Genomic DNA, 24,932 nt, shown 5'->3' with positions numbered 1-24,932 from the left:
ATCCACCTGGGTATGTTCACATTGAAGGTGACACTCTGATTGGCTATGGAACAATAGTTATTGGCTCCAGCAACATAGGTCGCGGTGCGATCGTTGCCGCCGGCTCGCTCGTCACGGGCGACTTAGAGGCTGATACCGTTTACGCTGGGCGCCCAGCCCGACCACTCCGAAGCAGATACGCCAAATGAACCCCACGGCCCGCCCTACCGTGCTCGTTGTTTACCAGCACCTACCTCACTACCGGGATGCGGTATTCCAGCTAATGGCCGATTCTACAAGAATCAACTACCACTTCTTGGCTTCACCTGTCGGCGAGAACGGAATTAGAACAATTTCCTTTGGCAACTTAAGAAACACCCATGCACTAAGGAACATATGGGTTGGCCCCTTCCTAATTCAGCGTGGGCTGCAATCCAAAATCCGAGAAATTCGACCTGATGTCATCATCTTTCTTGGCGACTACCGCTACTTGACCACTTGGTACTCCGCGTACACCGAGCGCAGACGAGGAACCCGCATATTCTTCTGGACCCAAGGATGGAGACATCAAGAAGCAGGTTTGCGCGCGGGCTTTCGACGAACCTTTTACAGACTAGCTGACCATCTATTCGTGTATGGCAACCATGCTCGCAATCACGGCATCGCTGCAGGCTTTCCACCTGACTTCATCACAGCCATCGGCAACAGTAACGTTGCCGCAGCAAACTTGGGCTTGTTGAGAGTGGACAAGATCCCCTCACCAACCCTACGACTTGGCGCCGTCATGCGCCTTACTCCGAGCAAGAAGGCTGGGCAACTCATTGAGATCGCTCAGCTCCTAAACAAGCGGGGCATCACCACCGAAGTGCACCTCGCAGGCGATGGATCTGAGGTCCCCCACCTACTTGAAGCCAGTGAGGCCGTAAAGGTGCCTTTACGGATGTACGGCGAGATTCACAAGCCCCACGAATTGGCCCGCTTCTATTCGGAAATCGACGTTTGCGTGATCCCTGGGGCCGCGGGACTCAGCATCCTGCAAGCCCTATCCCACGGGCGACCAGTGGTGACCAACAATACGATGTCGAAACAAGGCCCAGAGACTGAAGCCATAATCCCCGCATATAATGGATCGCTGGTCCCCGAGGATGACTTGCAGGCATTCGCGCAAGCCGTCTACGAGTGGGGTAATCGAATGAAAGATGATTCCGACACCGTGACCAGACACTGCGCGGAAAGCCTTGGAAAACACTGGGTAGCCGATCAACAGGCCAATCTCATCGAGAGAGCAATTCTGTCAAGCGCTCCCTCAAAATTACGCCTCGCCGTATTGAATCCTAATGCGACCGGTCAGTTGTACAGCGGACCCAATACCTTCATGGAACGCCTGTTCTCCAACAATGAGAGCTTCGATGTTTCCATCGTAACGGGACACGTGGGGGCACGAACCGAATTCCCTTGGGCAAAGGTGATAACGCCGACGACATACGATCGGTCCGGAAGAGTGGCGCAACTCAAATGGACGATCGCTCTCACTCGATGGCTATGGCGGAACTCCGCCAATTTCGATGTCATCCACGCTCACGGGATCTACCTATTTAATCTGCTCCCACTTGTCGCGGCCCAAGCACGCAGAGTTCCAACAATACTTGTCCCCCTAGGGTCCAACGCGGAACTCGGCTTCACGAACGATCCCAACCGTCGTCAACGCTTGGTCCGCATCCGAAAGGCTATTATTGCACGCGCCACTATTGGATTGGCACTTTCAAAGTTGACCGAGCGCGAACTGATTGCTGCCGGGCTGGACAACAGACGGGTAAGGACTGTCGGAAACCCTGTGGACACAAGTTACTACTGCCCGCCGCCCAACGACTCAAGAGTAGAGCTTCGAACCATCGGGTTTGTCGGAGCACTAAGCAACAACAAAGGGCCCGACGTTGTGCTGAAAGCGCTAGCCATACTGAAAGCGACTCCTGGGTGGGAGAATGTTCGCGGCCTCTTCGTTGGGCCCTTCTACGACCGGCACTATGAACGCGAGTTTTATGAGTCGGCAGTTCAACTTGGCCTAGAGAATCAAATCGAAGTAGTAGGATTCACACAATCTGTACTAGAGCAGATGCATAGAATGACAATCTTTGTTCTTCCGTCAAGGCAAGAGGGCCTGCCGGGATCGCTGGTTGAGGCACTCGCCACCGGACTTCCCGCGATCGTTACAGACGTGGGAGCAATGGGCGACGTCATCCGAGAGGCAGACGCTGGGCGCGTGACCCCCCGCGACCCTCACTTGATCGCAAGTGCAATTCTGGAGACGTCCAGAACGACGACTTGGCGACGGCTGTCCGTGAATGCGCGGAACCATGCACTGGAAAACTACTCCTTACCCGCCGTACAACTCGACTATCTAGATTCGGTCACTTTCGCCACTAATTGGAGACGCTGATGGTGCAAACCAACCTCGCACATTATCTCGAGCCGTACGTAAACAAATCTGGTTGGCTGATGCCGCTATCCGACGAGCGCGGCCGGCCGATGGCGAATAATGGCGACATTCTCATGCGCAGCGTCCTACACGACATTTGCAGGCAGCAGAATGTTCAGCTGACTGGAAATCCGGAACATGACTTCGACTTTGTTGCCATCCCTCCAAATGGCGCCCTTCTGGACCGGTTCAAAGCTCCCGATCTGATCACAAAGGAGCTTAAGCGCTACACACGCAAGCCACTCCTGATATTCCCTTCTTCGGCCCAGTTCCTCAAGCAGAACCCGGCGAGAATGTTTGACAACCGGCAAGCTCCGACGTTGTGGATCCTGCGTGAGCCCTATTCAATGGAACACTTGGAGCGCGACTGGGGTAATGCTTTACGTGATGTAGGCGTCACACTAGCTCTCGATCACGACGTCGTCATCTCTGGCGCAGAACATGTACCGCGGTATATCCCTAACGCTCAAGCAGGTGGCATCAGGGGTAGGTCACTCTTGGTAGGCCGGTTAGGCGTCGAGGCGCGCGATATTAGGAATGAGATGACAACCGTCGATTCGTACGAGAATCGGGCTGGCTCCAATTTTAAGCGGATGATCGTCACGGGCGCTAGGTCGCTACCTCCTAGAGCACTGAGGCCACTCCGACGAATCTCAACCTTTCAGCGTGTCAACCGCGCCAATCGAGAACTCCTGGATGCAGCACCGAGCGACATTCGAAGTAAGTTCACCCACCTGGACCGAATCTGGGGCACGGACCTTTCAGATACATCCCTCGTCAACTTCGAACAGTTCTGCAGAAGGATCGGAGATGCCAATCTAGTGCTTACAAATCGTCTCCACGTCGCCATTCCCTCTGCTCTACTCGGGAAGGAGACCGTGCTAGTGGACTCGGGATACCATAAATTGAAGGGAATTTTCGAACATTCTCTTAGCGATCTTGACAACGTTCGGTTCATCGCACGCTCTTGAAGTCTTCAGTCGCGACCATCGGTCGCAACACCAGAATTCTTACGCTGGGCTCGGTTGGTGCGCAAGGCACGAGCGCAATCAGCCAGTTCTTGCTGGTAGCTTGGCTGTCTCCTGGCGATTTTGGCCTTTTCGCATCGGCGAGTGCGACTTTGATAGTTTTCGTCGCACTCACCAACCTTGGGGAAATCAATGCCTACTTGACGGGTAAATTGGCTCGAACCAGCGATCTTCTTAAAACCAGCCTGCGAGTCAACTGCTGCTTGGGCCTTCTTGGTGCCTTGGTTGGTGTTGCAATCTTCGGACTCAATGGCCCGCAATTGGGGGTCATGGTGATTTCGGTTGCTGCAACGATCCCGCTCACAGGACTATCCCTGGCTTGGAACGCCGTCGCTATCCGAGCGCAGAAGCTTAGGGCCGCTGTCCTTGGACAGTTCATTGGTGCCGGCACGAAGCTAGTGGTTGGCATTTCTGTAGCCGCTACTACCGAATCTGCTATTGCATTGCCAACGGCACTCGGCCTAGGAGCCGCGGCAAATGTTGCTGCTACCGCATGGATGTTGCGCGATGACTATCAAGAGTATTCCCATAATGCAGTTGTCGCAGTTCGTGATCGTTTCGATCGAATCCGTTGGGCTGCGCAATCGCTAGTCCAATTTTTTGGTGCGCAGTGTGACTACTTGGTTCTATCATTGCTCGCAACGCCTCACGTGGTAGGTATTTACTTTTTGGCTTATCAGGCCACCGTCGGGGTTAGTGCGCTCATTTCGGGGCCCTTACTGAAGTCCGGGTTGGTGGAACTTGGGCACTCCAAGGGAGCAGACCTTCACACAGCAAAAGTCTTGGCGACGCACACAACGTTGTACGTCGCACTCCTCAGTTCACTGGGTGGGGCCATGGTCTTAGCCGCATCTCCACACTTTCCAGGGGCATGGGATCAAGCTGGGGCTCCATTAGTTATTTTGCTGGGATCGCTCACAGGGCGCCTCTTAACTCCAATATTGGAGGCACAACTCTTAGCGTCCGGGCGAGTCTCTGATAGTTTCTGGATCAATGGTGGCGATATCGTGGGAACGTCACTAGCTGCCTGCCTCATACTAGGCGGTGATATAGTCTTGGTATCGTTGGCTGTCTCGAGCTGGAAGGTAGTAATTGCCGCCATTCGTTGTTTCGCCGTCTTCGGACGAAATGCACCGCTGGTGGCGCTACCTGGCGTCGCCAGTTTGGTCATACATTGCACCGCAACTATGCTTTTTCCCCAAGGTGATCTTGTTGGCGCGTCGGTCATCGGAACGTTTGGAGTAGGGATCGTCCTACTTCTCGGCTTAAGAAGGTTCGCGAAGTGACAACCGCCGTGCAGAAGTCGTCGATGGCCGCCTCCTCTGGCATTCGGTCTCCACACTCTAAGGCCAAACCTGTCGACAACGGTTCCTCGTCGTTTTCATCTTCGAGAGACGGATTTGTTGAGGACGAACGATCCTTTTGGATTTTGGCGGTCTTGCTTTGGGCTGCGTGCACATTGCCCAGCACCATTCTTATGCTGCAGTCTGGGCGAGTGTTTGGGGAGGTGACGCCTTACACCCCCGGCACGCAAGTTCTTCGATACGGCCTAATCGCGTCCGTCCTCGCATGGTCTCTGTTGATACTTGTGAAGAGAGCGTCAGACATTTCCTCGCGCCCCTTGGGGGTGCTCATCCTTCTCGGTTTCGCAATCTTCTTTCCCGCAACCGTCGGACTCTTGAACGGGGACGGGTCTCTCGATGAATTCTTTACTGCAACAGTGTCATTTCTGTTGGCCTTGGCACTATTCTCGTATCGCCTGAGGATCCGCCAACTCAGCATCATTGCAGCGCTTGGCGCAGCCACAGGGGCCGTTAGTCTTGGGATGGCCCTTTACCGACCTAGTAGCGCTTACACGATCGAGGAGGGGGGTCAGGCGCTCGCTGGGCCGTTCAACAACAGCAACTATTTGGGCACTGTTCTTATTCTAGCACTACCGTTCGTTCCACTAATACGGAACAAGCTTCTTCGTCTCGTCTGTGCGACTCTTACAGTTCTTCCTATTGTCCTCGGTGGGTCGCAGACCAGCATCGCAACTCTTGGCGTGCTCATCACTGTGGGCCTTATCCTCATGTGTGTGCCTTCCCCTACTTCTAAGGGGACTCTACTCGGATTTGCGAGCGCCATAGGGCTCGTCGCAATGAGTCTGTTGCCCCTAATTGTTTCAAATCGGGATGCGCTGACGGGACGTGGCGCAATTTGGCTACACGCAAGAACTCACGTTTCAGATTTTCTACCGTTCGGTGCGGGGCGCGGGTGGTTTGCGGACAGTGGACGGGAGATTGGGTTCCCAGCCTTGCACGCGCACCACCTTCTGTTGGATCCCCTGATTGTCGGTGGGATCCCCTATTTCGCTATCGTCCTGATACTGCTGCTCACGCTGATCCGATTTGGTATCGGTGGCGCCCGCAATGATTTTAGCTCCGTGCCAGGCCTCTTTACAATTGCACTGATCGTAGCCGGAGGGCTAGGAAACTTTTTCATTCTAGATCTGCGTGATCTCAGGTTTACGACCACGGGTTTCGTGATCATAACCCTCCTGTCGCTGGCCTCACGCGCAGGCGCTGACGGGAGGGTCGACCAGCCAATTGAGCCGCGGCGGGACGCTGCTGCTCGGTCTTTCGAAGTTCCCGCTGTTCCTGCTCTGGCGACTCAAGGACATCTTGCTGCGGCAGTTCGGCCAAGCCACGTCAAGACGGGTCCCAGCATCAAAAGCCGTCGTGTGCGACGAAAGTCTCGAGAAGTCCGCGGTTCCGCTGGACGTCCGCAGCGCTCTGGGGTCATTGGACTGTCTGGTGCCACCATTTTCGTTTCTCTCTCACTCCTTTGGACGTATCAGGTTTTCACCTCCGCGCCTCCTTACAACCCGTCCGCGGCGGCTCCATCGACTCCGAATTCTCGTTCGTCTACGTCATCGGCCACAACGGAAGTTCTGCCCAAAAGGATTCCAAGGGACGGAGCTGCCCAAGTCGACCAAGGCGTCTTCCCTGGTAAGTCCACCTCATTCCGACCCCCTCTGGAAGAGATCTCTAACGATATTCCCTTCACATATGACGACGGGTGCCACTTGGATCAACAGTCGAGCACACCCGTGTCTTGTAAGGTATTTGTTTCCGATGAGGACGCGCCAACTGTCGCTTTGATCGGCGACTCGCACGCAGCACAATGGAGCGACGCGCTCCGGCTTTTGGCCATGGACCAAGGCTGGAACGCGGTGTCCTTCACAAAGTCAGCGTGTGCGGTGTCGATGTCTGCCGTTCCGCAGCCCGGGCAAGAGGGGCCCTATACCTCGTGCTCTGAATGGAATCAGCAACTACCGGACGTTGTCGAGTCGGCCGGTATCGACCTAGTTCTAACTTCTAACTCCACATATTTCACGTCGTTTTCAGAGAATGGCCGAAAGTTGACTGGTGCTGAGGGTTTCCAAGCCTCGGTTCGGGGTCACCGGGAGGCTCGATCTCGTTTGGCTGAAGTGGCTCCTGTTGTGGAGATATTGGATCTACCGGTTTCGGGGGACCAAACAGCGTGCCTGAGCAAGAGTCCGGCGAGCGAGTGTTCTGTTAGCCAAGAGAAGGCCTCTCTGAGACGAAATGACGTTCAGAGGCGCGCTCTCGAAGAGTTGCCATCAATTCCAGCACTTGACTTCACAAGCTATATCTGCCAAGAGGGCACATGCCCGGCAATCGTGAATGGTGTGGTCACCTTTCGTGACTCAAATCACATTACGGCGGAGTATTCACGCACCTTGACTTCTCCGCTCCGGAAGGCGCTTAGACCAGAGACGGCAGAAGTGCTGTGGGATCAGGAGTGAGGCACGTCCGCGTACAGGCGTTGCGATTCGTGTAGATGCTCAGGTTGCGCCTCGCCGGCCAGTTTCGGAGGCGGAGAGGCTCGCGGCAGTGCCGCCAAGAGCGATGGCCTTGGGGCCGTCAGGATGACTCTAGAAGCCGTGATGGATCCAGGTTCCATCCAACACCTGAACACCACTTTGGACATCCATAACAGACAGTTATGCTCCGAGGGTCCCGTCCGAAGAGAGGTTCCCTCGTGCCCACTGCTGCCCCAACGGCTGCCCTGACGCACCTCGACGTCCTCGAGTCCGAGTCGATCCACATCATCCGTGAGGTCGCCGCGGAGTTCGAGCGGCCTGTCCTGATGTTCTCCGGTGGCAAGGACTCGATCGTCATGCTCCGCCTGGCCGAGCGCGCCTTCGCCCCCGCCAAGATCCCCTTCGGCCTGCTACAGGTCGACACCGGCTTCGACTTCCCCGAGGTGCTTGCGACCCGGGACCGTTGGGTCGACCGGCTCGGCATCGAGCTGCACGTGGCATCGGTTGAGCAAGCCATCGCCGACGGCATCGTCATCGACGACGGCAAGACCTCCCGCAACCGGTTGCAGATCGGCACCCTGCTCCACGCGATCGAGGAGCGCGGCTACACCGCTGCCTTCGGCGGCGGACGACGCGACGAGGAGAAGGCGCGTGCCAAGGAGCGCATCTACTCGCACCGTGACGACTTCGGCCAGTGGGACCCCAAGAACCAGCGCCCGGAGCTGTGGTCGTTGTACAACGGGCGCATCCACGAGGGCGAGCACATGCGGGTCTTCCCCCTCTCCAACTGGACCGAGCTCGACATCTGGCAGTACATCGGCCGCGAGCAGCTCGACATCCCCGAGATCTACTACTCCCACCAACGCCGGGTCTTCGAGCGCGACGGCATGCTCCTGACCGAGAGCGAGCACAACCCACTCCGTCCTGGTGAGCACGCCGAGGAGCGCACCGTCCGGTTCCGGACCGTCGGTGACCTGACGCTCACCGGATGCGTCGAGTCGGCTGCCCGGACCGTCGAGGAGATCATCGACGAAATCTCCATTGCCCGCCTCACCGAGCGCGGCGCGACCCGAGGCGATGACCGCTTCAGCGAGGCTGCCATGGAGGACCGCAAGAAGGAGGGCTACTTCTGATGAGCACCGACGTTGAGATCACCGAGTCCGACCAGTCCCTTCGAGGCTCGTCGCAGAGCTCCTCGCACCTCAGGGAACGTGTTGTCGAGCACGAGCAAGCGACCGCTGGGACTGACCTGGACCTCGGACTGCTGCGGGTCGCGACCGCGGGGTCGGTCGACGACGGGAAGTCGACTCTCATCGGCCGACTGCTCCTCGACAGCAAGGCGATCTTCGAGGACCAGCTCGAGGCTGTGGAGGCCACGAGCAAGGCCAAGGGGCACGACCACACCGACTTGGCGTTGCTGACCGATGGACTGCGCAGCGAGCGCGAGCAGGGCATCACCATCGACGTGGCCTACCGCTACTTCGCCACCCCGCGGCGCAAGTTCATCCTCGCCGACACCCCCGGCCACGCGCAGTACACGCGCAACATGGTCACCGGCGCCTCGACCGCCGACCTGGGTCTGGTGCTCGTCGACGCCCGCCACGGCATCACCGAGCAGTCGCGCCGTCACACCGTGCTGCTCTCACTCCTGCGCGTCCCACACATCACCCTCGTCGTGAACAAGATGGACCTCGTCGACTACGACGAGACCGTCTTCACCGCGATCCGGGACGAGTTTGTCGCCTTCACCGAGCGCCTCGACGTCCCCGAGATCAGCGCCTTCCCCATCAGCGCGCTCGTCGGTGACAACGTCGTCGAGACCAGCGACGCGATGCCGTGGTACGACGGCGGGAGCCTGCTGGACCACCTCGAGTCCGCGCAGAACGCCGACCTCTTCGAGACCAAGGGTGACCGCTTCCCCGTCCAGTACGTCATCCGGCCGCAGCAGGGCGAGCACCGCGACTACCGCGGCTACGCCGGCCGCGTCGAGTCCGGCTCCCTCACCGTCGGTCAGGAGGTCGTCGTCCTCCCCAGCGGTGTGCGCAGCACCGTGGCCGGCATCGACACCCTGGAGACGACCCACAAGCACGCCGTGAGCGGCCAGTCCGTGGTCGTGCGGCTCACCGACGACATCGACGTCTCCCGCGGTGACGTGATCGCGGACGTCGAGCACTCCCCCACGGTGACCAAGGAGGTCACCGCGACCGTCTGCTGGATGACCACCGGCACGCTGCATGGTCGGCAAAAGCTGCTGCTCAAGCACACGACTCGCACCACCAAGGTCATCGTGGACGCCATCGGCGCGAAGCTCGACGTCAACACCCTGGAGCGCGATGGTGAGGCCAGCGAGCTCTCGCTCAACGAGGTGGGCACCGTCTCGCTCCGTCTCGCGCAGCCGCTCGTCGTCGACGCCTACACCGACCACCGCACGACCGGGTCCTTCATCCTCATCGACCCGGCCTCCGGCGCCACGGTGGGTGCCGGGCTGATATCTGGGACGCACGGAGTCGAGTACTCCATCTGACCAAGGTGACGGCTCAGCGCGCGAGCACTCTCCAGATACGCCGGACCAACAACCGTACGTAGGTCGACACGCCTCCAGCGTTCGACCGTATGCCACTGGCCGCTCGGACTCCCTTGGGGGTCAATCGATCCCAGACGACGCGAGGCAGCGCCCACGGCGCGCGGAGGATCAAGTGCCTCACGAGAAGGCGGGGACGTTCTCGGCCGGACTCCCGCACCCAGCGGGCGTACTGGCGCGAACTCGGCCCGTCTGGAGCTGCACCGCCCATGGCCTCGATCAACGGCGCCGCGGTCTCTCGCGCCCCCAGGTCGATCGCGGCACGAACGACGGCATCGAGCTCCACCGGCGCAGCATTGCTGACCACGCGCTCGGCCGTGTGCCTCCACATGGCGGGCTGATGGGACTTGAGTGCGTTGAGGGCTTCGATGAGGAGTGCATCAACCCGAGCGGGAGCCACCACAGGGCAGTTCGCCAATTGAACTGTCGTCTGCCCCTTCCACAGCACCTCGAACGCACCCGCCTCCAGCAGGCCAGAGAAGTGATGATGCAGGTCAACCGTCACAGGGAAATGGGTGTGACTGAAGGTCCGTGAGAACGTGACGTCGTCCAGCGCTCGCGGGTACCAAGAGGACTGGCTCGTCCACCCGCCAGACGCCAGAGCATCGACCGCGGCCTCCTGATCATGCCGTGCCACGAGCAGGTCGATGTCATTGCTCTGCTTCGGCTGTCGCACCCCCAGCTCGACGAAGGCCGGCCCCTTGATGACCAACGACCGGACACCGGCGTCAGCGAGGAGCCGCTGCAGGTGCGCCGTCCCCAGCGGGACGGCCTCGGCGAGGGTCAGGGGCTCACTCATGCGGCGCGCTCGATCAACCCGACCCCGCCGATGCTGCGGATGAACTCGTCACGCAGGGCCTCCCCTTCGTCCTGCACGAGGCCGGTCGCGACCTCGAGCAGGTCACTCTCCGAGCGCGGCCCGTCGGCGAGGGCCTCCCACAGCTCGGCGAAGGGTGACGGCACGAGCATCGGCTGAGCGAGCGGGTCACGCGTGTCGATGAGGGCGACCCGACGCGGCTCGGCCGCGACCCACGCGATGCCGTCGGCGATGCGCCAGCGGGTCATCCTGCTCCCTTCGTTGGGCTCGGGGTCTCGAGGTCTCGACAGGTCTCGAGGCTCGGCCGCGGGCGGCCTCGCACCTCGACCAACGTAGCCGTCTCGCACCTCGACCAGCGTGGGTCAGCCGGCGTGCGCAGCCACCGCAGCGGCCACCGCCTCGGCGACACCCTCCTGGAAGACGGGCGGCACGATCCGGTCGGCCGTGGGCTCCTCGACGAGGTCGGCGATGGCGCGGGCGGCGGCGAGCTTCATCTCCTCGCTGATCTGCACTCCCCCGGCGTCGAGCGCCCCGCGGAAGATGCCGGGGAAGGCGAGCACGTTGTTGATCTGGTTGGGGAAGTCGCTGCGGCCCGTGGCGACGATCGACGCGTACTTGTGCGCGACGTCGGGGTGGACCTCGGGTGTGGGGTTGGCCAGGGCGAAGATCATCGGCCCCTCGGCCATGGCCGCGACCTGCTCCTCGGGCACCGTGCCGCCCGAGACGCCGATGTAGACGTCGGCGCCCTTGAGCGCGTCACCGAGCGAGCCGGTCCTGCCCTGGACGTTGGTCGTCGCGGCGAGCATCTCCTTGTGCGCCACGAGGTCGTGGCGGTGCTTGCCGATGATGCCGCGCGAGTCGCAGACGACGACGTCGGTGACACCGGCCAGCTGCAGCAGCTGGGTCACGGCGACACCGGCCGCGCCGGCACCGCCGACGACGACGCTCAGCGACCCGATCTGCCGGTCGACGACGCGGCAGGCGTTGATCAGGCCGGCGAGCACGACGATCGCGGTGCCGTGCTGGTCGTCGTGGAAGACGGGGATGTCGAGCCGCTCGCGCAGCTTGCGCTCGAGGTCGAAGCAGCGCGGCGCCGAGATGTCCTCGAGGTTGATCCCGCCGAAGCTCGGCGCCATCCGCGCGATCGCGTCGACGAGCTCGTCGACCGACCCCGACTCGAGGCACACGGGGATCGCGTCGACCCCAGCGAAGTGCTTGAAGAGCACCGCCTTGCCCTCCATGACCGGCATCGCGGCGAGCGGGCCGATGTCGCCGAGGCCGAGCACGGCGGTGCCGTCGGTGACGACGGCGACGGTGTTGTTGCGGGCGGTGTAGCTGCGGGAGAGCGACGGGTCCTGCTCGATCGCCAGGCAGACGTCGGCGACGCCCGGGGTGTAGAGCAGGGACAGGTCGTCCTGGTCCCGCAGCGGCTTCGTGGCCCGTACCTCGACCTTGCCGCCCTCGTGGGCGACGAACTGCGGGGCAGTCAGGTCGTAGGTGGTGGTGGGCTCGGACGCGGACACGGCAGTCAGACCTCGGGAAGAATCGTGGATCAGGAGCGGGCAGCCCTATGGAGACCGGGTGTGGTCACGACGGGCGGCTGGTGAGCCGGTACGCATCTTCCCACACGCCCGCCGAGGTGACACCATGCACCTACGCCGCATCTCGGGCACTGGCCCACCTCCCTTCGTCACGACGGTCACTGCGGCCGGTGCCGCCGCCTCGCCTCCCCCGGAGACCCCGTGATGCGCGCTCGTCGCCTCCTCCCCACCCTGCTCGCCGCCGGCCTCGTCGTCGGCTCCACCGCCGTCGCGACAGCCGACGAGCCGACCGCCACGGACGCCAGCGTCCGCCTCACCGGTGAGCTCGTGCGCACCTCCGTCGAGCGAAGGGGGGACACCCCGCGTTTCGCCGTGGTCACCGGCGACCGCTTCGTCCCCGTGACCGGCGCCGGTCTGGCGGACACCCCGGCGGGCTCCACCGTCGAGCTCGACGTGCGCGCCCCGAGCGCCGTCGTCGCGAAGGCGCGGCCGGGCACCGACCTCGCCGCGGCGACCACGGCCCACGCCGTCGCTCCCGGCACCGCGCCGCTGCAGGTGACCCGCGTCGTCGAGGCGCAGCAGGCGAGCAGCGCCACCTACGTGCCCGCGACCCGGCGGATCACCTATGTCGAGGTCACGCCGCAGGGCTACCCCCGTGAGGCGGTCTCGACGGCCCAGGCGACCGCGCAGGTCGCGGCGACCGACTCCTACTGGCGCGACCAGTCCCGCGGCGAGCTGCGCATCGGGGCGCCGACGTTCGCCCCGCGCTACACGTCGGCGTACTGGTGCTCGGACGACCCCTTCGACCTGTGGAACGAAGCGCTCCTGCGCACCGGCTGGGAGTGGCGGGACAACGCCTCGCTCGTGCTCAAGCTGCCCTTCGACTCCGGCCCCGAGTGCGGCTACGGGCTCGGCCTCATCGGTGAGAACCCCAACTCCGCCGGCGTCCTGCACGTCGCCGACATCGCCGCCCCCGTGCTCGCCCACGAGCTCGGCCACAACATGTCGCTCGAGCACGCCAGCGCGCTCGTCTGCTCGGGCCGCTCCGACTCGGCGTACGACACCTCCGCCGACTGGTGGACCTCGTGCGACGAGGCCGAGTACGGCGACTCGCTCGACATCATGGGCCCCTCCTCCGAGGACGACCTGCCCATGCTCTCGACCCCGCAGGCGCTGCGGCACGGGCTGCTGCCCCCTTCGTCCGCGGTGCAGGTGGGCCACGGCACGACGCGGGTGACGCTCAGCCCGCTCTCCGGTGGCGAGGGCACCCGGGCCGCGGTCGTGACCAACGTCAACACCAACGCGCGCTACTGGGTCGAGTACCGCACCCCCACCGGGCGCGACGCCTCCAACCCGGCCGGCCAGGACACCGGGGTGCGGGTGCTGCGCACGAGCTCGTGGTCCGGGTCCGTCGTGCTCGACCCCACCCCCACCGGCACCCTCGACCGACGGGTGGCGCTGGCGCCCGGCGCCACCCTCACCAGCTACGACGGCCGGGTGAAGTTCACGACCGAGTCCACGAGCAGCGGCCAGGCGGTCGTGCGGATCGACAACACGTCGCGGCTGGGCAGCTTCACCCTCACGCAGGCTCCGCGGATCACGGGGACGAAGGGGGTCGGCCAGCGCCTCACCGCCTCCACCGGCACGTGGTCGCCGACGCCGTCGCGCTACACGTACCGGTGGAAGCGCAACGGCGTGAACATCCCCGGCGCCACGAGCCGCACCTACACCCCGACGACCGCCGACGCCGGCCGGCAGATCTCGGTGCGGGTCGAGGTCACCCGCACCGGATACACGACCCGCTCGCGCACGAGCGCGAGCGTCGGCATCCCGATCTACGCGACGAAGCGGCCCTACCTGCACGGCACCGCCACCACCGGCCACACGCTCACCGTCATGGTCGGCGCGTGGACGCCGAAGCCCGAGCGCTACTCGTACCAGTGGTACCGCAACGGCGTCGCCCTCTCCGGCCGCACGGCCAAGACCTACCGGCTGACGAGCAGCGACAGGGGCAACAAGATCCACGCCAAGGTCACCGCCCGCCGCACCGGCTACACGACGGGGTCGCGGACCACGGCGATGACGACGATCTGGCGATAGCGCTCCCTGAGGAGCTTGCGCAGCAAGCGTCTCGAAGGGACGCGACCTACAACTCCAGCGCCCGCTCGAGCGCGGAGACGACCTCCGGGTCGTAGTCGTATCCGAGCCCGAGGTGCAGCCGCTCGAGGGCGATGGTGCGGGCGCGGGGCGAGCGGGCACCTTCGGTGATGTCGTCCCACGCGTTGGCCACGCGCACGATGCGTGAGGCGAGCGGGATGTGCTCGCCGAACTCCCGGCTGCGGCGGAAGGGTGTGCCCACGTGCGCGACGAGCGGCGCGAGGTCCGCCAGCTGCGGGGTGTCGTCGAGCAGCAGGTGCGCGGCTCTGGCCATCTGCGCGTCCTCGTGGCCGCTGGAGTGGATCGTCGCGCCGCCGCGCAGGGGCTCGTCGAGGGCGAGCTGGCCGAGGTCGTGGAGCAGCGCGGTGCGCTCGACGTCGTGCAGACCATGGGCGTCGAGGCCCATCTCCTGCCCGATCTCGCAGGCGAGGGCGGTGACCCGGCGCACGTGGCCGGTGCGTGTGAGCCCGACGACCTCGGGCAGGCGCGAGAGCGCGAGCAGCGACTCGTCGAGCGCCTGGCGGATGGTGACGAGCCGCCGGACGGAAAAGTAGGCGACGAGCACCGGCACGAGCAGCAGCGGGATCGCCGCCCACTCGAGCACCGGTTTGGCGAGCGCGATGAGCGGCCCGGAGGCCACGGTCGCGGCAGAGATGCCGGCGATCGGGCCGGCTTCGGCCGCGACGATGTGGGCGAGGGGGCGTCCCTCGCCGACGAGCTGGACGAGGTTGTCGACGACGCGCTCCACGAGGCCACCGCCGAGGGCCGCGATGAAGAGGCCCGTCGCGCCGATGCCCGGGTGGACGTCGGCGGCGAAGGCCCAGTCCACGAGGGTCTGCCCCTCGACGACGATGCCCCGGGCGAAGTACGTGGTCACTGCCATCGCGATGAACCGTGAGCCGAGCGAACCCTCGACGACCGAGATGCCGCGCAGCCGGGCGAGCAGCCCGCCGACGAGGATGCTCAGCCAGACGACGGCGAGCACCGTCCACGCGGACGGCACCTGACCACTGCTGTCGCCGAGCGGCGAGAGGATCATGCCGAGCGCGGGGGCCGTGGTGAGGGGCGCGATGTTGCGTCGGGAGATGCGCAGCGGCACCTGTTCGCCGAGGACGATCGCGACGAGTGCCACGACGGCGAAGGGGGTGACCATCTCCCCCGTCACCTCGGCCTGGACCGCGGCGATCGAGCCGACGATCACGGCGATGCCGAAGAGGACGAGGCCCGGGCGGGCGCGCAGCCCGGCGATCATGACGCTCCCCCGGGCAGTTGTTCGCGCTCCAGCGCGCGCCGCAGCGCGGCGACGCACTCGCCGTCCAGCATCCGGCCGGCCACCGACTCGCAGTGGTCGACCGCGTCGGGTGCGGACCACCCTTCGGCCACGAGGTGGGCCCAGGTGTCGGCGACGGCCACGACCTTGGCCCCGACCGGGATGTGGGGCCCGCTCAGGCCGGCGGGCTGCCCGCCGCCGTCGATCCGCTCGTGGTGACCGTCGATGACGGCCAGGGTCGACTCGAGGAAGGTCACCGCCCCGATGACCTCGCGCGCCGCCGTCGAGTGGTCGCGGCGCACGATCGCGGCGGGCGCCCCGTCGAGGGCGAGCATGCCGACGTCGCGCAGGCGGGCGGCGGTCGTCACCCGGTCGATCTCGTCCGGCGAGAGGCCGATGCCGGTCGCCACGGAGGTGGCGGCACCGGCTGCGAGGCGGGCTTCGTCGGCGGCGCCCGGGTGGCGCAGGTCGAGCGCGCGGACGAAGGGGGTGAGCAGCTCGTGGCGGGTGGCCCACAGGTCCGCGTGCTGGTGCAGGCCCCACTGGATCGACAGGATCGACGGGAGGAAGAAGAGGATCGAAGCCCAATCGAGGCCACCCGGGGCCCAGAGGATGACCAGGAGATAGGCGGCGACGGCGTAGCTCACGTACGACGGGACGATCTGGCGCAACAGATCGGTGCCGATAGCCCGCAGCGAGCCGGCGTTGCTGCGCTGCAGCACCCCTGAGAGCAGGACGACATTGACCAGGGCCACGGACATGGATGCGCACCCCATGGCCACGGCGAGCGTCAGGGGGCCGATGTCATCGGCCCCCGCAGTGAGCGTGCGTCCCCCGACGGCCACGTAGACCGTCGCGCCCGCGAGGAGGAAGATCACGCGCTGGCTGGCGTTGTACAGACGTTTGAGCGGCTCGTTGCGATCGACGACCACCGGCAGGGCCCCGACGAGAGCGGCCCCCACGGGCCCGAGCAGCGGTATGGACGCGATCTGCACGATGCCAGATGTCGACACCTGGAGAGGCCCGATGGCCTGGGGTCGGCCGAGGGCAGCGATCAGGGCCACCGCGAGCAGCGCGGCCACCCAACCCCAGCGTTGGGGCGGCCCTGACCAGAGGAGTGCGGCCAGGAGCGACAGGAGCGCCAGGGCGCCGACGGCAAAGACATAACCCCGGGTCGACCGTCGTTCGGTCGCTCCCGAGGGTGTCGTCCTCTTGGTGGTCGTCAGCCGGCGAGTGTCGTGGACGCTTCAGGTGCCGCCCAGTCCCAGCTGTCGTCGGACGATCCGGCCCAGTCCCAGCTGTCGGCTGTCAGGTTGGCCCAGTCCCAGCTGTCCGCTGTGGTCCCGGCCCAGTCCCAACTTGCGACGGTCTGCAGGCCGAGGAGGCCGGAGAGCGACAGGGCTGCGGCAGAGGCTGCGAGCATCGCGATGATCTTCTTCACGGGTCCTATGATGCCACCAATCACAAGGGGAGGTAAGTCCCGAGGCAAGGCAATCTGCTCGTTCGTGACAGAATGCCTCGTTGTTCACCTCCCCGCCGCCACCCGGCGGGGCGACGTACCCAAGGAGTCACCATGAGCAAGCGCGCCCGCAAGCGTCGCTCGCGCAAGGGCAAGGCCGCGAACCACGGCAAGAAGCCCAACGCCTGAGCACCCAGCACCATGACGAGGGGGCCGCACCCGTGACGGGCGCGGCCCCCTTCGCATGTCCCGACGTCGGGCCCGCCGGGAATGGCGGGGCGGGGGTGGCTGTTGGACTCCGGGAGAACCACTGCGACGGACAGGAGTCCACGTGCTCGTACTGCACGCCGGAGAGCGCACGGCCACCCCGCTAGGGTGGAGTGCGATGACTGATCCCACGACCGACGAGAGTGCCGCGCAGGCTGCGGCCGACGCTGCCGTCGACGTCGCCCAGGAGACCACCGAGGAGCGACGCGCACGGTTCGAGCGCGAGGCGATGCCGCTGCTCGACCAGCTGTACTCCGCCGCGCTGCGCACCACGCGCAACCCGACCGACGCCGAGGACCTGGTCCAGGAGACCTTCGCCAAGGCGTTCGCGGCGTTCCACCAGTACAAGCCGGGCACCAACCTCAAGGCGTGGATGTACCGCATCCTCACCAACACCTACATCAACAGCTACCGCAAGAAGCAGCGCGAGCCGAAGCAGTCCGACTCCCCCGAGGTCGAGGACTACCAACTGCACAAGGCGGAGCAGCACACCTCCAAGGGCCTGCGCTCGGCCGAGGTCGAGGCGTTGGACCGCATGCCCGACACGCAGGTCAAGCGGGCCCTGCAGGAGCTGCCGGAGGACTTCCGGATGGCGGTCTACCTCGCCGACGTCGAGGGCTTCGCCTACAAGGAGATCGCCGAGATCATGGGCACGCCCATCGGCACCGTCATGTCGCGGCTGCACCGCGGTCGGCGCCAGCTGCGCGAGATGCTCACCGACTACGCCGCCGACCGGGGCGTCGCCGCTGCGAAGGGGAGCGGGTCATGAGCCACGACGACGCGCACATGGACTGCTCCCAGGCGCTCTACCGGATGATGGAGTACGTCGACGGCGAGATGACCTTCGACGACACCAAGGCTCTGGCCGCACACTTGGCCAACTGCGCACCCTGCCTCGCCGAGCACGACCTCGACCGGGTCCTGCGGGATCTCGTCCAGCGTTCCTGCGCCTGTGAGCCCGCTCCCCCGCGCCTGCGCGCGACGATCATGGAGCGCATCACCACGATCTGCGAGGACGGGTCGTGGAGCGAGGTCACCCAGGTCCGGCAGATCTCGACCGAGGGCTGACGAGGCGCGCTCCCTTCGCGGGGTGAACGCCAGGTCTCGAGGTTCGCTCGCTGCGCGAACTCACACCTCGACCAACCTCGGCGAAATCAAGCATTTGATTTCGTCACCGGGCTCCGTCTCCTGAGGAACGGCTCTGCATTGAAGGCGAGGAGCCCCCTTCGACAGGCCGGAAACCTGCCGGAACTCCGTCTGACTACGCTGATCCCATGCGTGTCCTCGTCACCGGCGGAGCCGGGTACATCGGCTCCCACACCGTCGTCCAGCTCGCGGCCGCGGGTCATGAGCCGGTCGTCGCCGACAGCCACGTCAACTCCCGCGCATCGGTCCTGCCGCGGCTGGAGGAGTTGACCGGCACACGCATCGAGAGCCACAGTTTCGACCTGCGGGATGCCGACAAGACGTCCGCGCTGTTGGGCGAAGGGGGCTTCGACGCCGTCATCCACTTCGCCGGCCTCAAGGCGGTGGGCGAGTCGAGCCAGATCCCGTTGGAGTACTACGACAACAACTTGGGCACGACCTTCGCGCTGCTCCGAGCGATGGATCGGCACGGGGTGTGCAGGCTCGTGTTCTCCTCCTCGGCCACCGTCTACGGCGAGACGGACACCGTCCCCATGCCGGAAGAGCTCGAGACCCGCTCGACCAACCCCTATGGCTGGACCAAGGTGATGCAGGAGCAGATCCTGCGTGATGTGGCCGCGACGGGGGCGGCTCAGGTGGCACTGCTCAGGTACTTCAATCCCGTCGGGGCCCATCCGTCCGGGCGGATCGGCGAGGACCCCCAGGGCGTCCCCAACAACCTCATGCCGTTCATCTCCCAGGTTGCCGTCGGTCGGCGCGAGCGGTTGCAGGTCTTCGGTGATGACTACCCGACCCCCGACGGTACGGCCCTGCGCGACTACATCCACGTCGAGGACCTCGCAGCGGGCCATGTGGCAGCCCTCCAGTACCTCCAGGACCACCCGGACGTCCCGGTGCGGGAATGGAACCTCGGGACCGGCCACGGCACGTCCGTCCTCGAGATGGTCGCCGCCTTCGAGGCCGGGAGCGGACGAGCGGTCCCCTACGACATCGTGGGCCGCCGCGCCGGCGACCTCGCCGCCGTCTACGCCGACCCGTCACGCGCCGAGGCCGAACTCGGCTGGCGCGCGACGCGCACGATCGAGCAGATGTGCGCCGACACGTGGCGCTGGCAGTCCGCCAACCCGCAGGGGTACCCGGCGTGACGCGCGCTGACTGAGGCGTGAGGGCGTCCCTGCCCCACACACGCTGGCTGAGGTGCGAGGGCGTCCGCGCCCGAGGCTCGAAGCCCTCGGCCGCCGGGTCTCGAGGCTCGCTCGCTGCGCGAACTCACACCTCGACCAACGCTGGGTCACCGGGTCTCGAGGCTCGCTCGCTGCGCGAACTCACACCTCGACCAACGTTGCGGTCAGGACTCCAGGCGGAAGCGGGTGGCGCGAGCGCGCGCCTTCAGGCCCTTCATCCCCTTCGTCCGCAGGATGTTGATCGTCTGCAGCAGCGAGGTGTCGTTGGGCAGGGAGAGGCGGATGATCTCGCTCCACGCGGAGGCGACCTGCTTGGGCAGCGGGCCCGTCACGTAGTCGAGCTCGTACTTGTCGAAGAGCGCGCGGATCTGCGGGGCGATCTGCTGGTAGCGGCGGCTCGGCATGTCCGGGAAGAGGTGGTGCTCGATCTGGTAGCTGAGGTTGCCGGTCATGATGTGCATGGCCTTCGACCCGGAGATGTTGGCGGAGCCGAGCATCTGGCGCAGGTACCACTCGCCGCGGGTCTCCCCGTCGATCGAGGTCTTGGTGAAGGTCTTGACCCCGGCCGGGAAGTGCCCGCACATGATGACCGAGTGCGTCCAGTAGTTGCGCGCGATGTTCGAGACGAAGTTCGCCGCCAGGGTCGAGGCGAAGTTCGGGCCCGAGAGCAGCGGGAAGAGCAGGTAGTCCTTCGCGGCCTGCTTCTTGATCTTGTTGACGACCTTGCCGGCCTCGGCGCGCCACTGCGGGTTGTCGTGGCGGGTCGGCCAGTTCTTGCCGAGCTCCAGGTCGTACGCGGCGATGCCGTACTCGAAGAAGGTCGCGTTGAGGAACTGCGTGAACGGCTGGATGAGGTAGCCGGGGTACCACTTCTGCGCGTCGTCGACCCGCATGATCCCGTAGCCCAGGTCGTTGTCGTGGCCGACGACGTTGGTGTAGGTGTGGTGCACCTTGTTGTGGCTGTTCTTCCAGTGGTCCGCCGGGGTGACGTTGTCCCACTCCCACGTCGAGGAGTGGATCTTGGGGTCACGCATCCAGTCCCACTGGCCGTGGATGATGTTGTGCCCGATCTCCATGTTGTCGAGGATCTTGGCGACGCTCAGGCCGGCGGTGCCCGCGACCCACGCGATCGGGTTGCCGCTGAAGAGCAGCACCGCGCGCGAGCCCATCTCGAGGTAGCGCTGGGTGGCGATCATCCGGCGGATGTAGCGGGCGTCGGTCTCGCCGAGGTCGTCCATGACGGACGCGCGGATCTCGTCGAGCTCGCGGCCGAGCTCCTCGATCTGCTCCGGGCTGAGGTGGGAGATCGGCGAGTCGTGCATGTTGACGACCGTGTGGATCGTCTCGGACCGCCCGCCCGTGATGCGGGCGTCGGTCGTGCGGGGCGTGGTGCGCTCGAGAGTGGCGGTCATGGTCACTTCTCCTGGGTGTCGATGGTGCACGTGCCGGCGACGGCCGAGATGCAGGTCTGCACCTTCACCGGCGGGTCGTCGGGGGTGGTCGTGGTCAGGTCGCCGGTGCGCAGGTCGCGCACGGCACCGTCGGTCATGGGCAGGACGCAGCCGAAGCAGATGCCCATCCGGCACCCGCTCGGCATGAGGACGCCGGCGTCCTCGGCGGCGTCGAGGATCGTTGTGGCGCCGTCGATCTCGAGGTGCTTCTCCTCGTCGCCGACGCGAAGGGAGGCGGTCCCCCCTTCGCCCGCCTCGACGATCGTCGGGCGGAAACGCTCGACGTGGAGCAGCTCGGTGCGGCCCGCGGCCGCGTAGTGCGCCTCGAAGGCGTCGAGCATCGGGGTGGGGCCGCAGATCCAGGTCTCACGCTCGCGCCAGTCCGGCACGACCTCGTCGAGCTGCTCGGGGGTGAGCATGCCCTCGTCGTCGGTGTGCCGCACGATCGCGCGCACGCCGGTCGGGGCGTCCGCCAGCTCCCGGGCGAAGATCACGTCGTCGGCCGTCGGCGCGGAGTGCGCGTGGACGACGTCGAGCCCGTCGAAGTCGTGGTTGCGCAGCATGCCCATGACGGGCGTGATGCCGGAGCCACCGGTGAGGAAGAGGACCTTGGCCGGGACCGACTGCGGCAGCACGAAGTCACCGCTCGCCTGGTCGATCTGGATGACGACACCCGGGCGGGCGTCGTGGACGAGGTAGCGCGAGACGAGCCCGTCGGGCATCGCCTTGACGGTGATCGAGATCAGGCCGTCGCGGGCGCTGGTGTCGGAGGTCAGGGAGTAGGCGCGCCAGTGGCGCACGCCGTCGACGTCGACGCCGACGCGGATGTACTGTCCCGGCGCGTGGCCCTGCCAGTCGCGGCCGGGACGGATGGTGATCGTCGCGGCATCGCGGGTCTCGGGGGTGATCGCGACGATCCGGCCCCGCAGGTCGGCGCCGGAGCGAAGGGGGGCGAAGAGGTCCAGGTAGTCGTCCGGGATGACGGGCGTGGCCAGGCCGCGGGCGATGCGGGCGGCTGCGTCGCGGGCCTTGATGAACGGGCTGCCCCCCGCTCGCTGAGGTGTGAGTCCGCTCTGCGGGCGAGCCTCGAAGCGTGATGCGGTCGTCGTCATGACTCCATCCTCCCGCCTCAACCAATGCGCCCCGCTGTCCATGGCGAGTAGGCTTGGGTTCAGGTTTTTGTTCGCTGGAGACAATGGCTTCGAGGCTCCTCCGTCGCACCTCAGCCAGCGTCAGCCTCGAAGCCACCCGAGCACTAGGAGCCGTCATGACCGAGCCCACGGGCCGCACCGCGGAGCGGGCGGTCGACCTCGCCCTCGACGAGGCGACGGTCGACGCCCTTCGCGTCCACCTGCCGCGGGTCGCCCGGATCGTCGTCGCCGAGGTCATGGAGCAGGTCCCCGCGTACGACGTGCCCTTCCAGGGGCGGATGGGCCGGATCATCGAAAAGGCCGTGCAGGTCTCGCTCGAGAGCTTCGTGTCGCTGGCCTCCAGCTCTGCGCCGCAGGGGGCGCCCGTCGGCGTCGGCGTCACCGCGGCGAGCGAGCTCGGGCAGGCCGAGGCGCGCAACGGCCGCCCGGTCGAGGCACTGCTGTCCGCCTACCGCGTCGGGGCGGGAGCCGCGTGGCGCGAGCTGTCCGTCGAAGCCATCCACGCGGGCGTCGACGCACCGACGCTCGGGCGCTTCGCCGAGCTGGTCTTCACCTACATCGACGAGCTGTCCGCGGCCTCCGTCGCCGGCCACAACCAGCAGACGAGCAGCGCCGAGCGCGAGCGGATCGTCAACCTCGACCGGCTGACCCGCGGCCTGCTCACCGGGCAGGGCGCGAGCGAGCTCGAGGCCGCCGCGGCGGCCGCCGGCTGGACTCCCCCGCGCTCGCTCACCGCGGTCCTCGTGCCGCGCGAGCGCGTCGTCAGCACCGTCGGCCTGCTCGACCCGCGCACCCTCACCCTCGCCGAGGACCTCCCGGGACCCGACGTCGAGCCCGGCCCCACCGACGACGCCGTCCTGCTCGTCCCCGACTCGGGCGGCCGGTCACGCCGGCGCCTCGTCGAGCTGCTCGGCGAGCGCGAAGCCGTCCTCGGGCCCGCGCGGCCGTGGCTGCTCGCGCACGAGTCCTACGCGCGGACGGTTCGCGGGCGGGCGTTGCGGGCCGGCTTCGTCGACACCGACGCCGCGCTGCCCGAGCTCGTCCTGCACGGCGACCCCGCGGCACTGGCCGATCTGCGGGACGCGGCTCTCGCCCCCTTCGCCGAGGTGGGTGAGGGTGCCGCCGAGCGCCTCGCCGAGACCCTGCGGGCCTGGCTCCTGCTGCAGGGACGAAGGGAGCTCGTCGCCGAATCGCTCCACGTCCACCCGCAGACCGTGCGGTACCGGATGAACCAGGTGCGCGACCTCTTCGGCGACCGCCTCAACGACCCCGACGAAGTCCTCGCGATCCTGCTCGCCCTCGGCCGCTGACCCTCCCCCCTCATCGCCAAAACGCGCATTTGCCCGGGGAAATGCAAACTCTTGACGTCGAGAACGCGCACTTGCCCGGGGAAATGCAGGTCAGGGGGCCCAGAAGTCCGTGACGAGGTCGGCGACGGCACCGCCGCCGGTGAAGGAGTGCGTGCCCTTGGCCTCGTCGACGCGCACGTCGGCGGCCTTGTCCCCCAACGCCGCTCGCAGCGCCTCACGCACGTCGTCCGGCGTGCCGAAGGGGTCCCGCGCGCCCTGGACGACGTGCACCGGCAGTCCCGCCTCGACCGGCAGGACGAGCTCACCGATGCGGGACTTGTCCGGGCCCTTGCCCGGCGGCACGAGGGGGAAGCTCAGCGCGAGCACGCCGTCGGCGCCCAGCTCCGCGGCGAGCCGGCAGGCCACCCGCGCCCCCGCGCTGCGCCCGCCGAAGACCACCCGCTCAGCCAGCTGGTCCCGCACGGCCGCGACGATCTCGCGCCAGGCCGCGTCGAGCTTCGGCGGCATGGGCGCCACCTTCTTCCCCGCGACCCGCCACGGCATCTCGACGAGCGCGACCTGCCAGCCGGCCTCCGGGAGGCGCTTCGCGATGGCGGCCAGGTCGACCGCGCCGACGCCACCGCCGGCGCCGTGGGTGAGCAGCAGGGTGCCGTGGGTCTCCCCCTTCGGCTCCGTCAGGTGGAGGCGGGCGGGACCTTGCGCGGTCTCGACGCTGGTTTCGAGGCTCGGCCGTGGACGGCCTCGCTCCTCAACCAGCGTCTGATCTTCTTCGTCCAGCGTCCGATCTTCCTCAACCACCGTGCACCTCCCCCGTCTCCGGGTCGACCACACCGACCAGCTCCTCCGCGGGCAGCGGGTCGAGCAGGTGCGGGCCGTTGTTGCGGGTCGCGTTGACCGCGGTCGAGATCGGGTACGCGGCGAAGCGCCCCGGCTGGGCGAAGGCGAGCAGCTCGCCCACCTCCGCGAGGTCGGTGAGGTCGGGGTCGAGCCAGCGCGCCCAGTCCTCGCGCTCGAGCACGAGCGGCTGCCGGTCGTGGATGCGGTCCATGCCCGGGTCGGCCTCGGTCGTGATGATCGTGAAGGTCGTCAGCCACGCGTCCGGGTCGTCGTTGTCGGCGATCGCCTTGTCCCGCCAGAACTCGTACAACCCGGCGAAGGCGATCGGCGCCCCGTCCTCGCGGTGGATGAAGAAGGGCTGCTTGCGCGGCTTGCCCTTCGCGTCCTTGGCCACCGGCGAGACCTGCCACTCGTACCAGCCCGCGGCCGGGACGAGGCAGCGCCGGCTC

General features: G+C 65.8%; 22 protein-coding genes. 12 read left to right on the top strand and 10 right to left on the bottom strand.

What is annotated here, in order from left to right:
* The first annotated feature begins 184 nt into the window (after positions 1–184).
* The 6 genes from JAN01S_RS16890 (at position 185) to JAN01S_RS07685 (ending at position 9,836) form a co-directional block, all read left to right on the top strand.
* Complete coding sequence (locus JAN01S_RS16890) at positions 185–2,416, top strand: glycosyltransferase family 4 protein (RefSeq protein WP_157075653.1); 2,232 nt, start codon at positions 185–187, stop codon at positions 2,414–2,416.
* A gap of 59 nt (positions 2,417–2,475) precedes the next feature.
* On the top strand, positions 2,476–3,426 hold the full coding sequence (locus JAN01S_RS16885) for a polysaccharide pyruvyl transferase family protein (RefSeq protein WP_157075652.1): 951 nt from the start codon (positions 2,476–2,478) through the stop codon (positions 3,424–3,426).
* The gene (locus JAN01S_RS16880; protein WP_157075651.1) at positions 3,423–4,769 is read left to right on the top strand and encodes a lipopolysaccharide biosynthesis protein; all 1,347 of its coding nucleotides are present in this window, start codon (positions 3,423–3,425) and stop codon (positions 4,767–4,769) included. The genes JAN01S_RS16885 and JAN01S_RS16880 overlap by 4 nt, the downstream gene beginning before the upstream one ends.
* A 23-nt stretch (positions 4,770–4,792) precedes the next feature.
* Positions 4,793–7,294 (top strand): SGNH hydrolase domain-containing protein, encoded by a 2,502-nt coding sequence (locus JAN01S_RS17770; RefSeq protein ID WP_370670777.1) that lies wholly within the window; start codon positions 4,793–4,795, stop codon positions 7,292–7,294.
* Between the two features lie 236 nt (positions 7,295–7,530).
* Positions 7,531–8,445 carry a sulfate adenylyltransferase subunit CysD gene (gene cysD / locus JAN01S_RS07690; RefSeq protein WP_068316136.1) on the top strand — a complete coding sequence of 305 codons (915 nt, stop codon included), beginning with the start codon at positions 7,531–7,533 and terminating at the stop codon, positions 8,443–8,445.
* The gene (locus tag JAN01S_RS07685; RefSeq protein ID WP_084360095.1) at positions 8,445–9,836 is read left to right on the top strand and encodes a sulfate adenylyltransferase subunit 1; all 1,392 of its coding nucleotides are present in this window, start codon (positions 8,445–8,447) and stop codon (positions 9,834–9,836) included. Before cysD ends, JAN01S_RS07685 begins: the two co-directional genes overlap by 1 nt.
* A 13-nt stretch (positions 9,837–9,849) precedes the next feature.
* On the opposite strand, the gene JAN01S_RS07680 is transcribed toward JAN01S_RS07685, so the two are convergent.
* The 3 genes from JAN01S_RS07680 to JAN01S_RS07670 all read right to left on the bottom strand — a co-directional run bounded on the left by JAN01S_RS07680 (position 9,850) and on the right by JAN01S_RS07670 (position 12,233).
* A complete protein-coding gene (locus tag JAN01S_RS07680) occupies positions 9,850–10,692 on the bottom strand; it encodes a nucleotidyltransferase family protein (protein ID WP_068316133.1) in 843 nt (280 codons plus the stop codon).
* Positions 10,689–10,958 (bottom strand): hypothetical protein, encoded by a 270-nt coding sequence (locus JAN01S_RS07675; RefSeq protein WP_068316129.1) that lies wholly within the window; start codon positions 10,956–10,958, stop codon positions 10,689–10,691. Before JAN01S_RS07675 ends, JAN01S_RS07680 begins: the two co-directional genes overlap by 4 nt.
* Positions 10,959–11,072: 114 nt before the next feature.
* The gene (locus JAN01S_RS07670) at positions 11,073–12,233 is read right to left on the bottom strand and encodes an NAD(P)-dependent malic enzyme (protein ID WP_068316126.1); all 1,161 of its coding nucleotides are present in this window, start codon (positions 12,231–12,233) and stop codon (positions 11,073–11,075) included.
* Between the two features lie 222 nt (positions 12,234–12,455).
* On the opposite strand from JAN01S_RS07670, the gene JAN01S_RS07665 reads away from it, so the two are divergent.
* Positions 12,456–14,351, top strand: coding sequence for a hypothetical protein (locus JAN01S_RS07665; RefSeq protein WP_157075650.1), 1,896 nt, complete (start codon positions 12,456–12,458; stop codon positions 14,349–14,351).
* Positions 14,352–14,397: 46 nt separating this feature from the next.
* Here JAN01S_RS07665 and JAN01S_RS07660 read toward each other — a convergent pair whose 3' ends face one another.
* The 3 genes from JAN01S_RS07660 to JAN01S_RS07650 all read right to left on the bottom strand — a co-directional run bounded on the left by JAN01S_RS07660 (position 14,398) and on the right by JAN01S_RS07650 (position 17,119).
* Positions 14,398–15,660, bottom strand: a complete 1,263-nt coding sequence (locus tag JAN01S_RS07660) for an HD-GYP domain-containing protein (protein WP_068316120.1) — start codon at positions 15,658–15,660, stop codon at positions 14,398–14,400.
* Positions 15,657–16,760 (bottom strand): HD-GYP domain-containing protein, encoded by a 1,104-nt coding sequence (locus JAN01S_RS07655; protein ID WP_068316117.1) that lies wholly within the window; start codon positions 16,758–16,760, stop codon positions 15,657–15,659. Before JAN01S_RS07655 ends, JAN01S_RS07660 begins: the two co-directional genes overlap by 4 nt.
* A gap of 140 nt (positions 16,761–16,900) precedes the next feature.
* On the bottom strand, positions 16,901–17,119 hold the full coding sequence (locus JAN01S_RS07650; RefSeq protein ID WP_068316114.1) for a hypothetical protein: 219 nt from the start codon (positions 17,117–17,119) through the stop codon (positions 16,901–16,903).
* A gap of 132 nt (positions 17,120–17,251) precedes the next feature.
* On the opposite strand from JAN01S_RS07650, the gene JAN01S_RS17765 reads away from it, so the two are divergent.
* From JAN01S_RS17765 to galE, 4 genes are all read left to right on the top strand, one after another.
* The gene (locus JAN01S_RS17765) at positions 17,252–17,326 is read left to right on the top strand and encodes a 50S ribosomal protein bL37 (protein WP_370670776.1); all 75 of its coding nucleotides are present in this window, start codon (positions 17,252–17,254) and stop codon (positions 17,324–17,326) included.
* A gap of 196 nt (positions 17,327–17,522) precedes the next feature.
* Positions 17,523–18,173: a sigma-70 family RNA polymerase sigma factor gene (locus tag JAN01S_RS07645; protein WP_068316111.1), complete on the top strand. Its 651-nt coding sequence runs from the start codon at positions 17,523–17,525 to the stop codon at positions 18,171–18,173.
* Positions 18,170–18,472 (top strand): mycothiol system anti-sigma-R factor, encoded by a 303-nt coding sequence (gene rsrA, locus JAN01S_RS07640; protein ID WP_068316107.1) that lies wholly within the window; start codon positions 18,170–18,172, stop codon positions 18,470–18,472. The genes JAN01S_RS07645 and rsrA overlap by 4 nt, the downstream gene beginning before the upstream one ends.
* Before the next feature lie 206 nt (positions 18,473–18,678).
* On the top strand, positions 18,679–19,695 hold the full coding sequence (gene galE, locus JAN01S_RS07635; RefSeq protein ID WP_068316104.1) for a UDP-glucose 4-epimerase GalE: 1,017 nt from the start codon (positions 18,679–18,681) through the stop codon (positions 19,693–19,695).
* A gap of 203 nt (positions 19,696–19,898) precedes the next feature.
* On the opposite strand, the gene JAN01S_RS07630 is transcribed toward galE, so the two are convergent.
* Both JAN01S_RS07630 and JAN01S_RS07625 read right to left on the bottom strand, forming a co-directional pair.
* Positions 19,899–21,146 carry a fatty acid desaturase family protein gene (locus JAN01S_RS07630; protein WP_068316101.1) on the bottom strand — a complete coding sequence of 416 codons (1,248 nt, stop codon included), beginning with the start codon at positions 21,144–21,146 and terminating at the stop codon, positions 19,899–19,901.
* Positions 21,147–21,148: 2 nt separating this feature from the next.
* Complete coding sequence (locus JAN01S_RS07625) at positions 21,149–22,297, bottom strand: ferredoxin reductase (protein ID WP_068316098.1); 1,149 nt, start codon at positions 22,295–22,297, stop codon at positions 21,149–21,151.
* A gap of 155 nt (positions 22,298–22,452) precedes the next feature.
* On the opposite strand from JAN01S_RS07625, the gene JAN01S_RS07620 reads away from it, so the two are divergent.
* Positions 22,453–23,646 carry a PucR family transcriptional regulator gene (locus JAN01S_RS07620; protein WP_068316095.1) on the top strand — a complete coding sequence of 398 codons (1,194 nt, stop codon included), beginning with the start codon at positions 22,453–22,455 and terminating at the stop codon, positions 23,644–23,646.
* Positions 23,647–23,736: 90 nt separating this feature from the next.
* On the opposite strand, the gene JAN01S_RS07615 is transcribed toward JAN01S_RS07620, so the two are convergent.
* Both JAN01S_RS07615 and JAN01S_RS07610 read right to left on the bottom strand, forming a co-directional pair.
* Positions 23,737–24,444, bottom strand: coding sequence for an alpha/beta hydrolase family protein (locus JAN01S_RS07615; RefSeq protein ID WP_218000013.1), 708 nt, complete (start codon positions 24,442–24,444; stop codon positions 23,737–23,739).
* Positions 24,437–24,932, bottom strand: a 496-nt coding sequence (locus JAN01S_RS07610) for an SOS response-associated peptidase (RefSeq protein WP_169797183.1), incomplete at its 5' end; no start/stop codon positions are given. The genes JAN01S_RS07610 and JAN01S_RS07615, both read right to left, overlap by 8 nt.

The organism is Janibacter anophelis NBRC 107843 (assembly GCF_001570945.1).
Classification (GTDB): Bacteria; Actinomycetota; Actinomycetes; order Actinomycetales; family Dermatophilaceae; genus Janibacter; species Janibacter anophelis.
This window is presented reverse-complemented; position numbering and strand designations above follow the sequence as displayed.

Bases quoted from the DNA above. Each gene is read 5' to 3' on its own strand.
- JAN01S_RS16890 (WP_157075653.1), top strand. From the start codon at position 185: ATGAACCCCACGGCCCGCCCTACCGTGCTCGTTGTTTACCAGCACCTA.
- JAN01S_RS16885 (WP_157075652.1), top strand. From the start codon at position 2,476: ATGCCGCTATCCGACGAGCGCGGCCGGCCGATGGCGAATAATGGCGAC.
- JAN01S_RS17770 (WP_370670777.1), top strand. From the start codon at position 4,793: ATGGCCGCCTCCTCTGGCATTCGGTCTCCACACTCTAAGGCCAAACCT.
- JAN01S_RS07685 (WP_084360095.1), top strand. From the start codon at position 8,445: ATGAGCACCGACGTTGAGATCACCGAGTCCGACCAGTCCCTTCGAGGC.
- JAN01S_RS07680 (WP_068316133.1), bottom strand. From the start codon at position 10,692: ATGAGTGAGCCCCTGACCCTCGCCGAGGCCGTCCCGCTGGGGACGGCG.
- JAN01S_RS07675 (WP_068316129.1), bottom strand. From the start codon at position 10,958: ATGACCCGCTGGCGCATCGCCGACGGCATCGCGTGGGTCGCGGCCGAG.
- JAN01S_RS07665 (WP_157075650.1), top strand. From the start codon at position 12,456: ATGCGCGCTCGTCGCCTCCTCCCCACCCTGCTCGCCGCCGGCCTCGTC.
- JAN01S_RS07660 (WP_068316120.1), bottom strand. From the start codon at position 15,660: ATGATCGCCGGGCTGCGCGCCCGCCCGGGCCTCGTCCTCTTCGGCATC.
- JAN01S_RS07645 (WP_068316111.1), top strand. From the start codon at position 17,523: ATGACTGATCCCACGACCGACGAGAGTGCCGCGCAGGCTGCGGCCGAC.
- rsrA (WP_068316107.1), top strand. From the start codon at position 18,170: ATGAGCCACGACGACGCGCACATGGACTGCTCCCAGGCGCTCTACCGG.
- galE (WP_068316104.1), top strand. From the start codon at position 18,679: ATGCGTGTCCTCGTCACCGGCGGAGCCGGGTACATCGGCTCCCACACC.
- JAN01S_RS07630 (WP_068316101.1), bottom strand. From the start codon at position 21,146: ATGACCGCCACTCTCGAGCGCACCACGCCCCGCACGACCGACGCCCGC.
- JAN01S_RS07625 (WP_068316098.1), bottom strand. From the start codon at position 22,297: ATGACGACGACCGCATCACGCTTCGAGGCTCGCCCGCAGAGCGGACTC.
- JAN01S_RS07620 (WP_068316095.1), top strand. From the start codon at position 22,453: ATGACCGAGCCCACGGGCCGCACCGCGGAGCGGGCGGTCGACCTCGCC.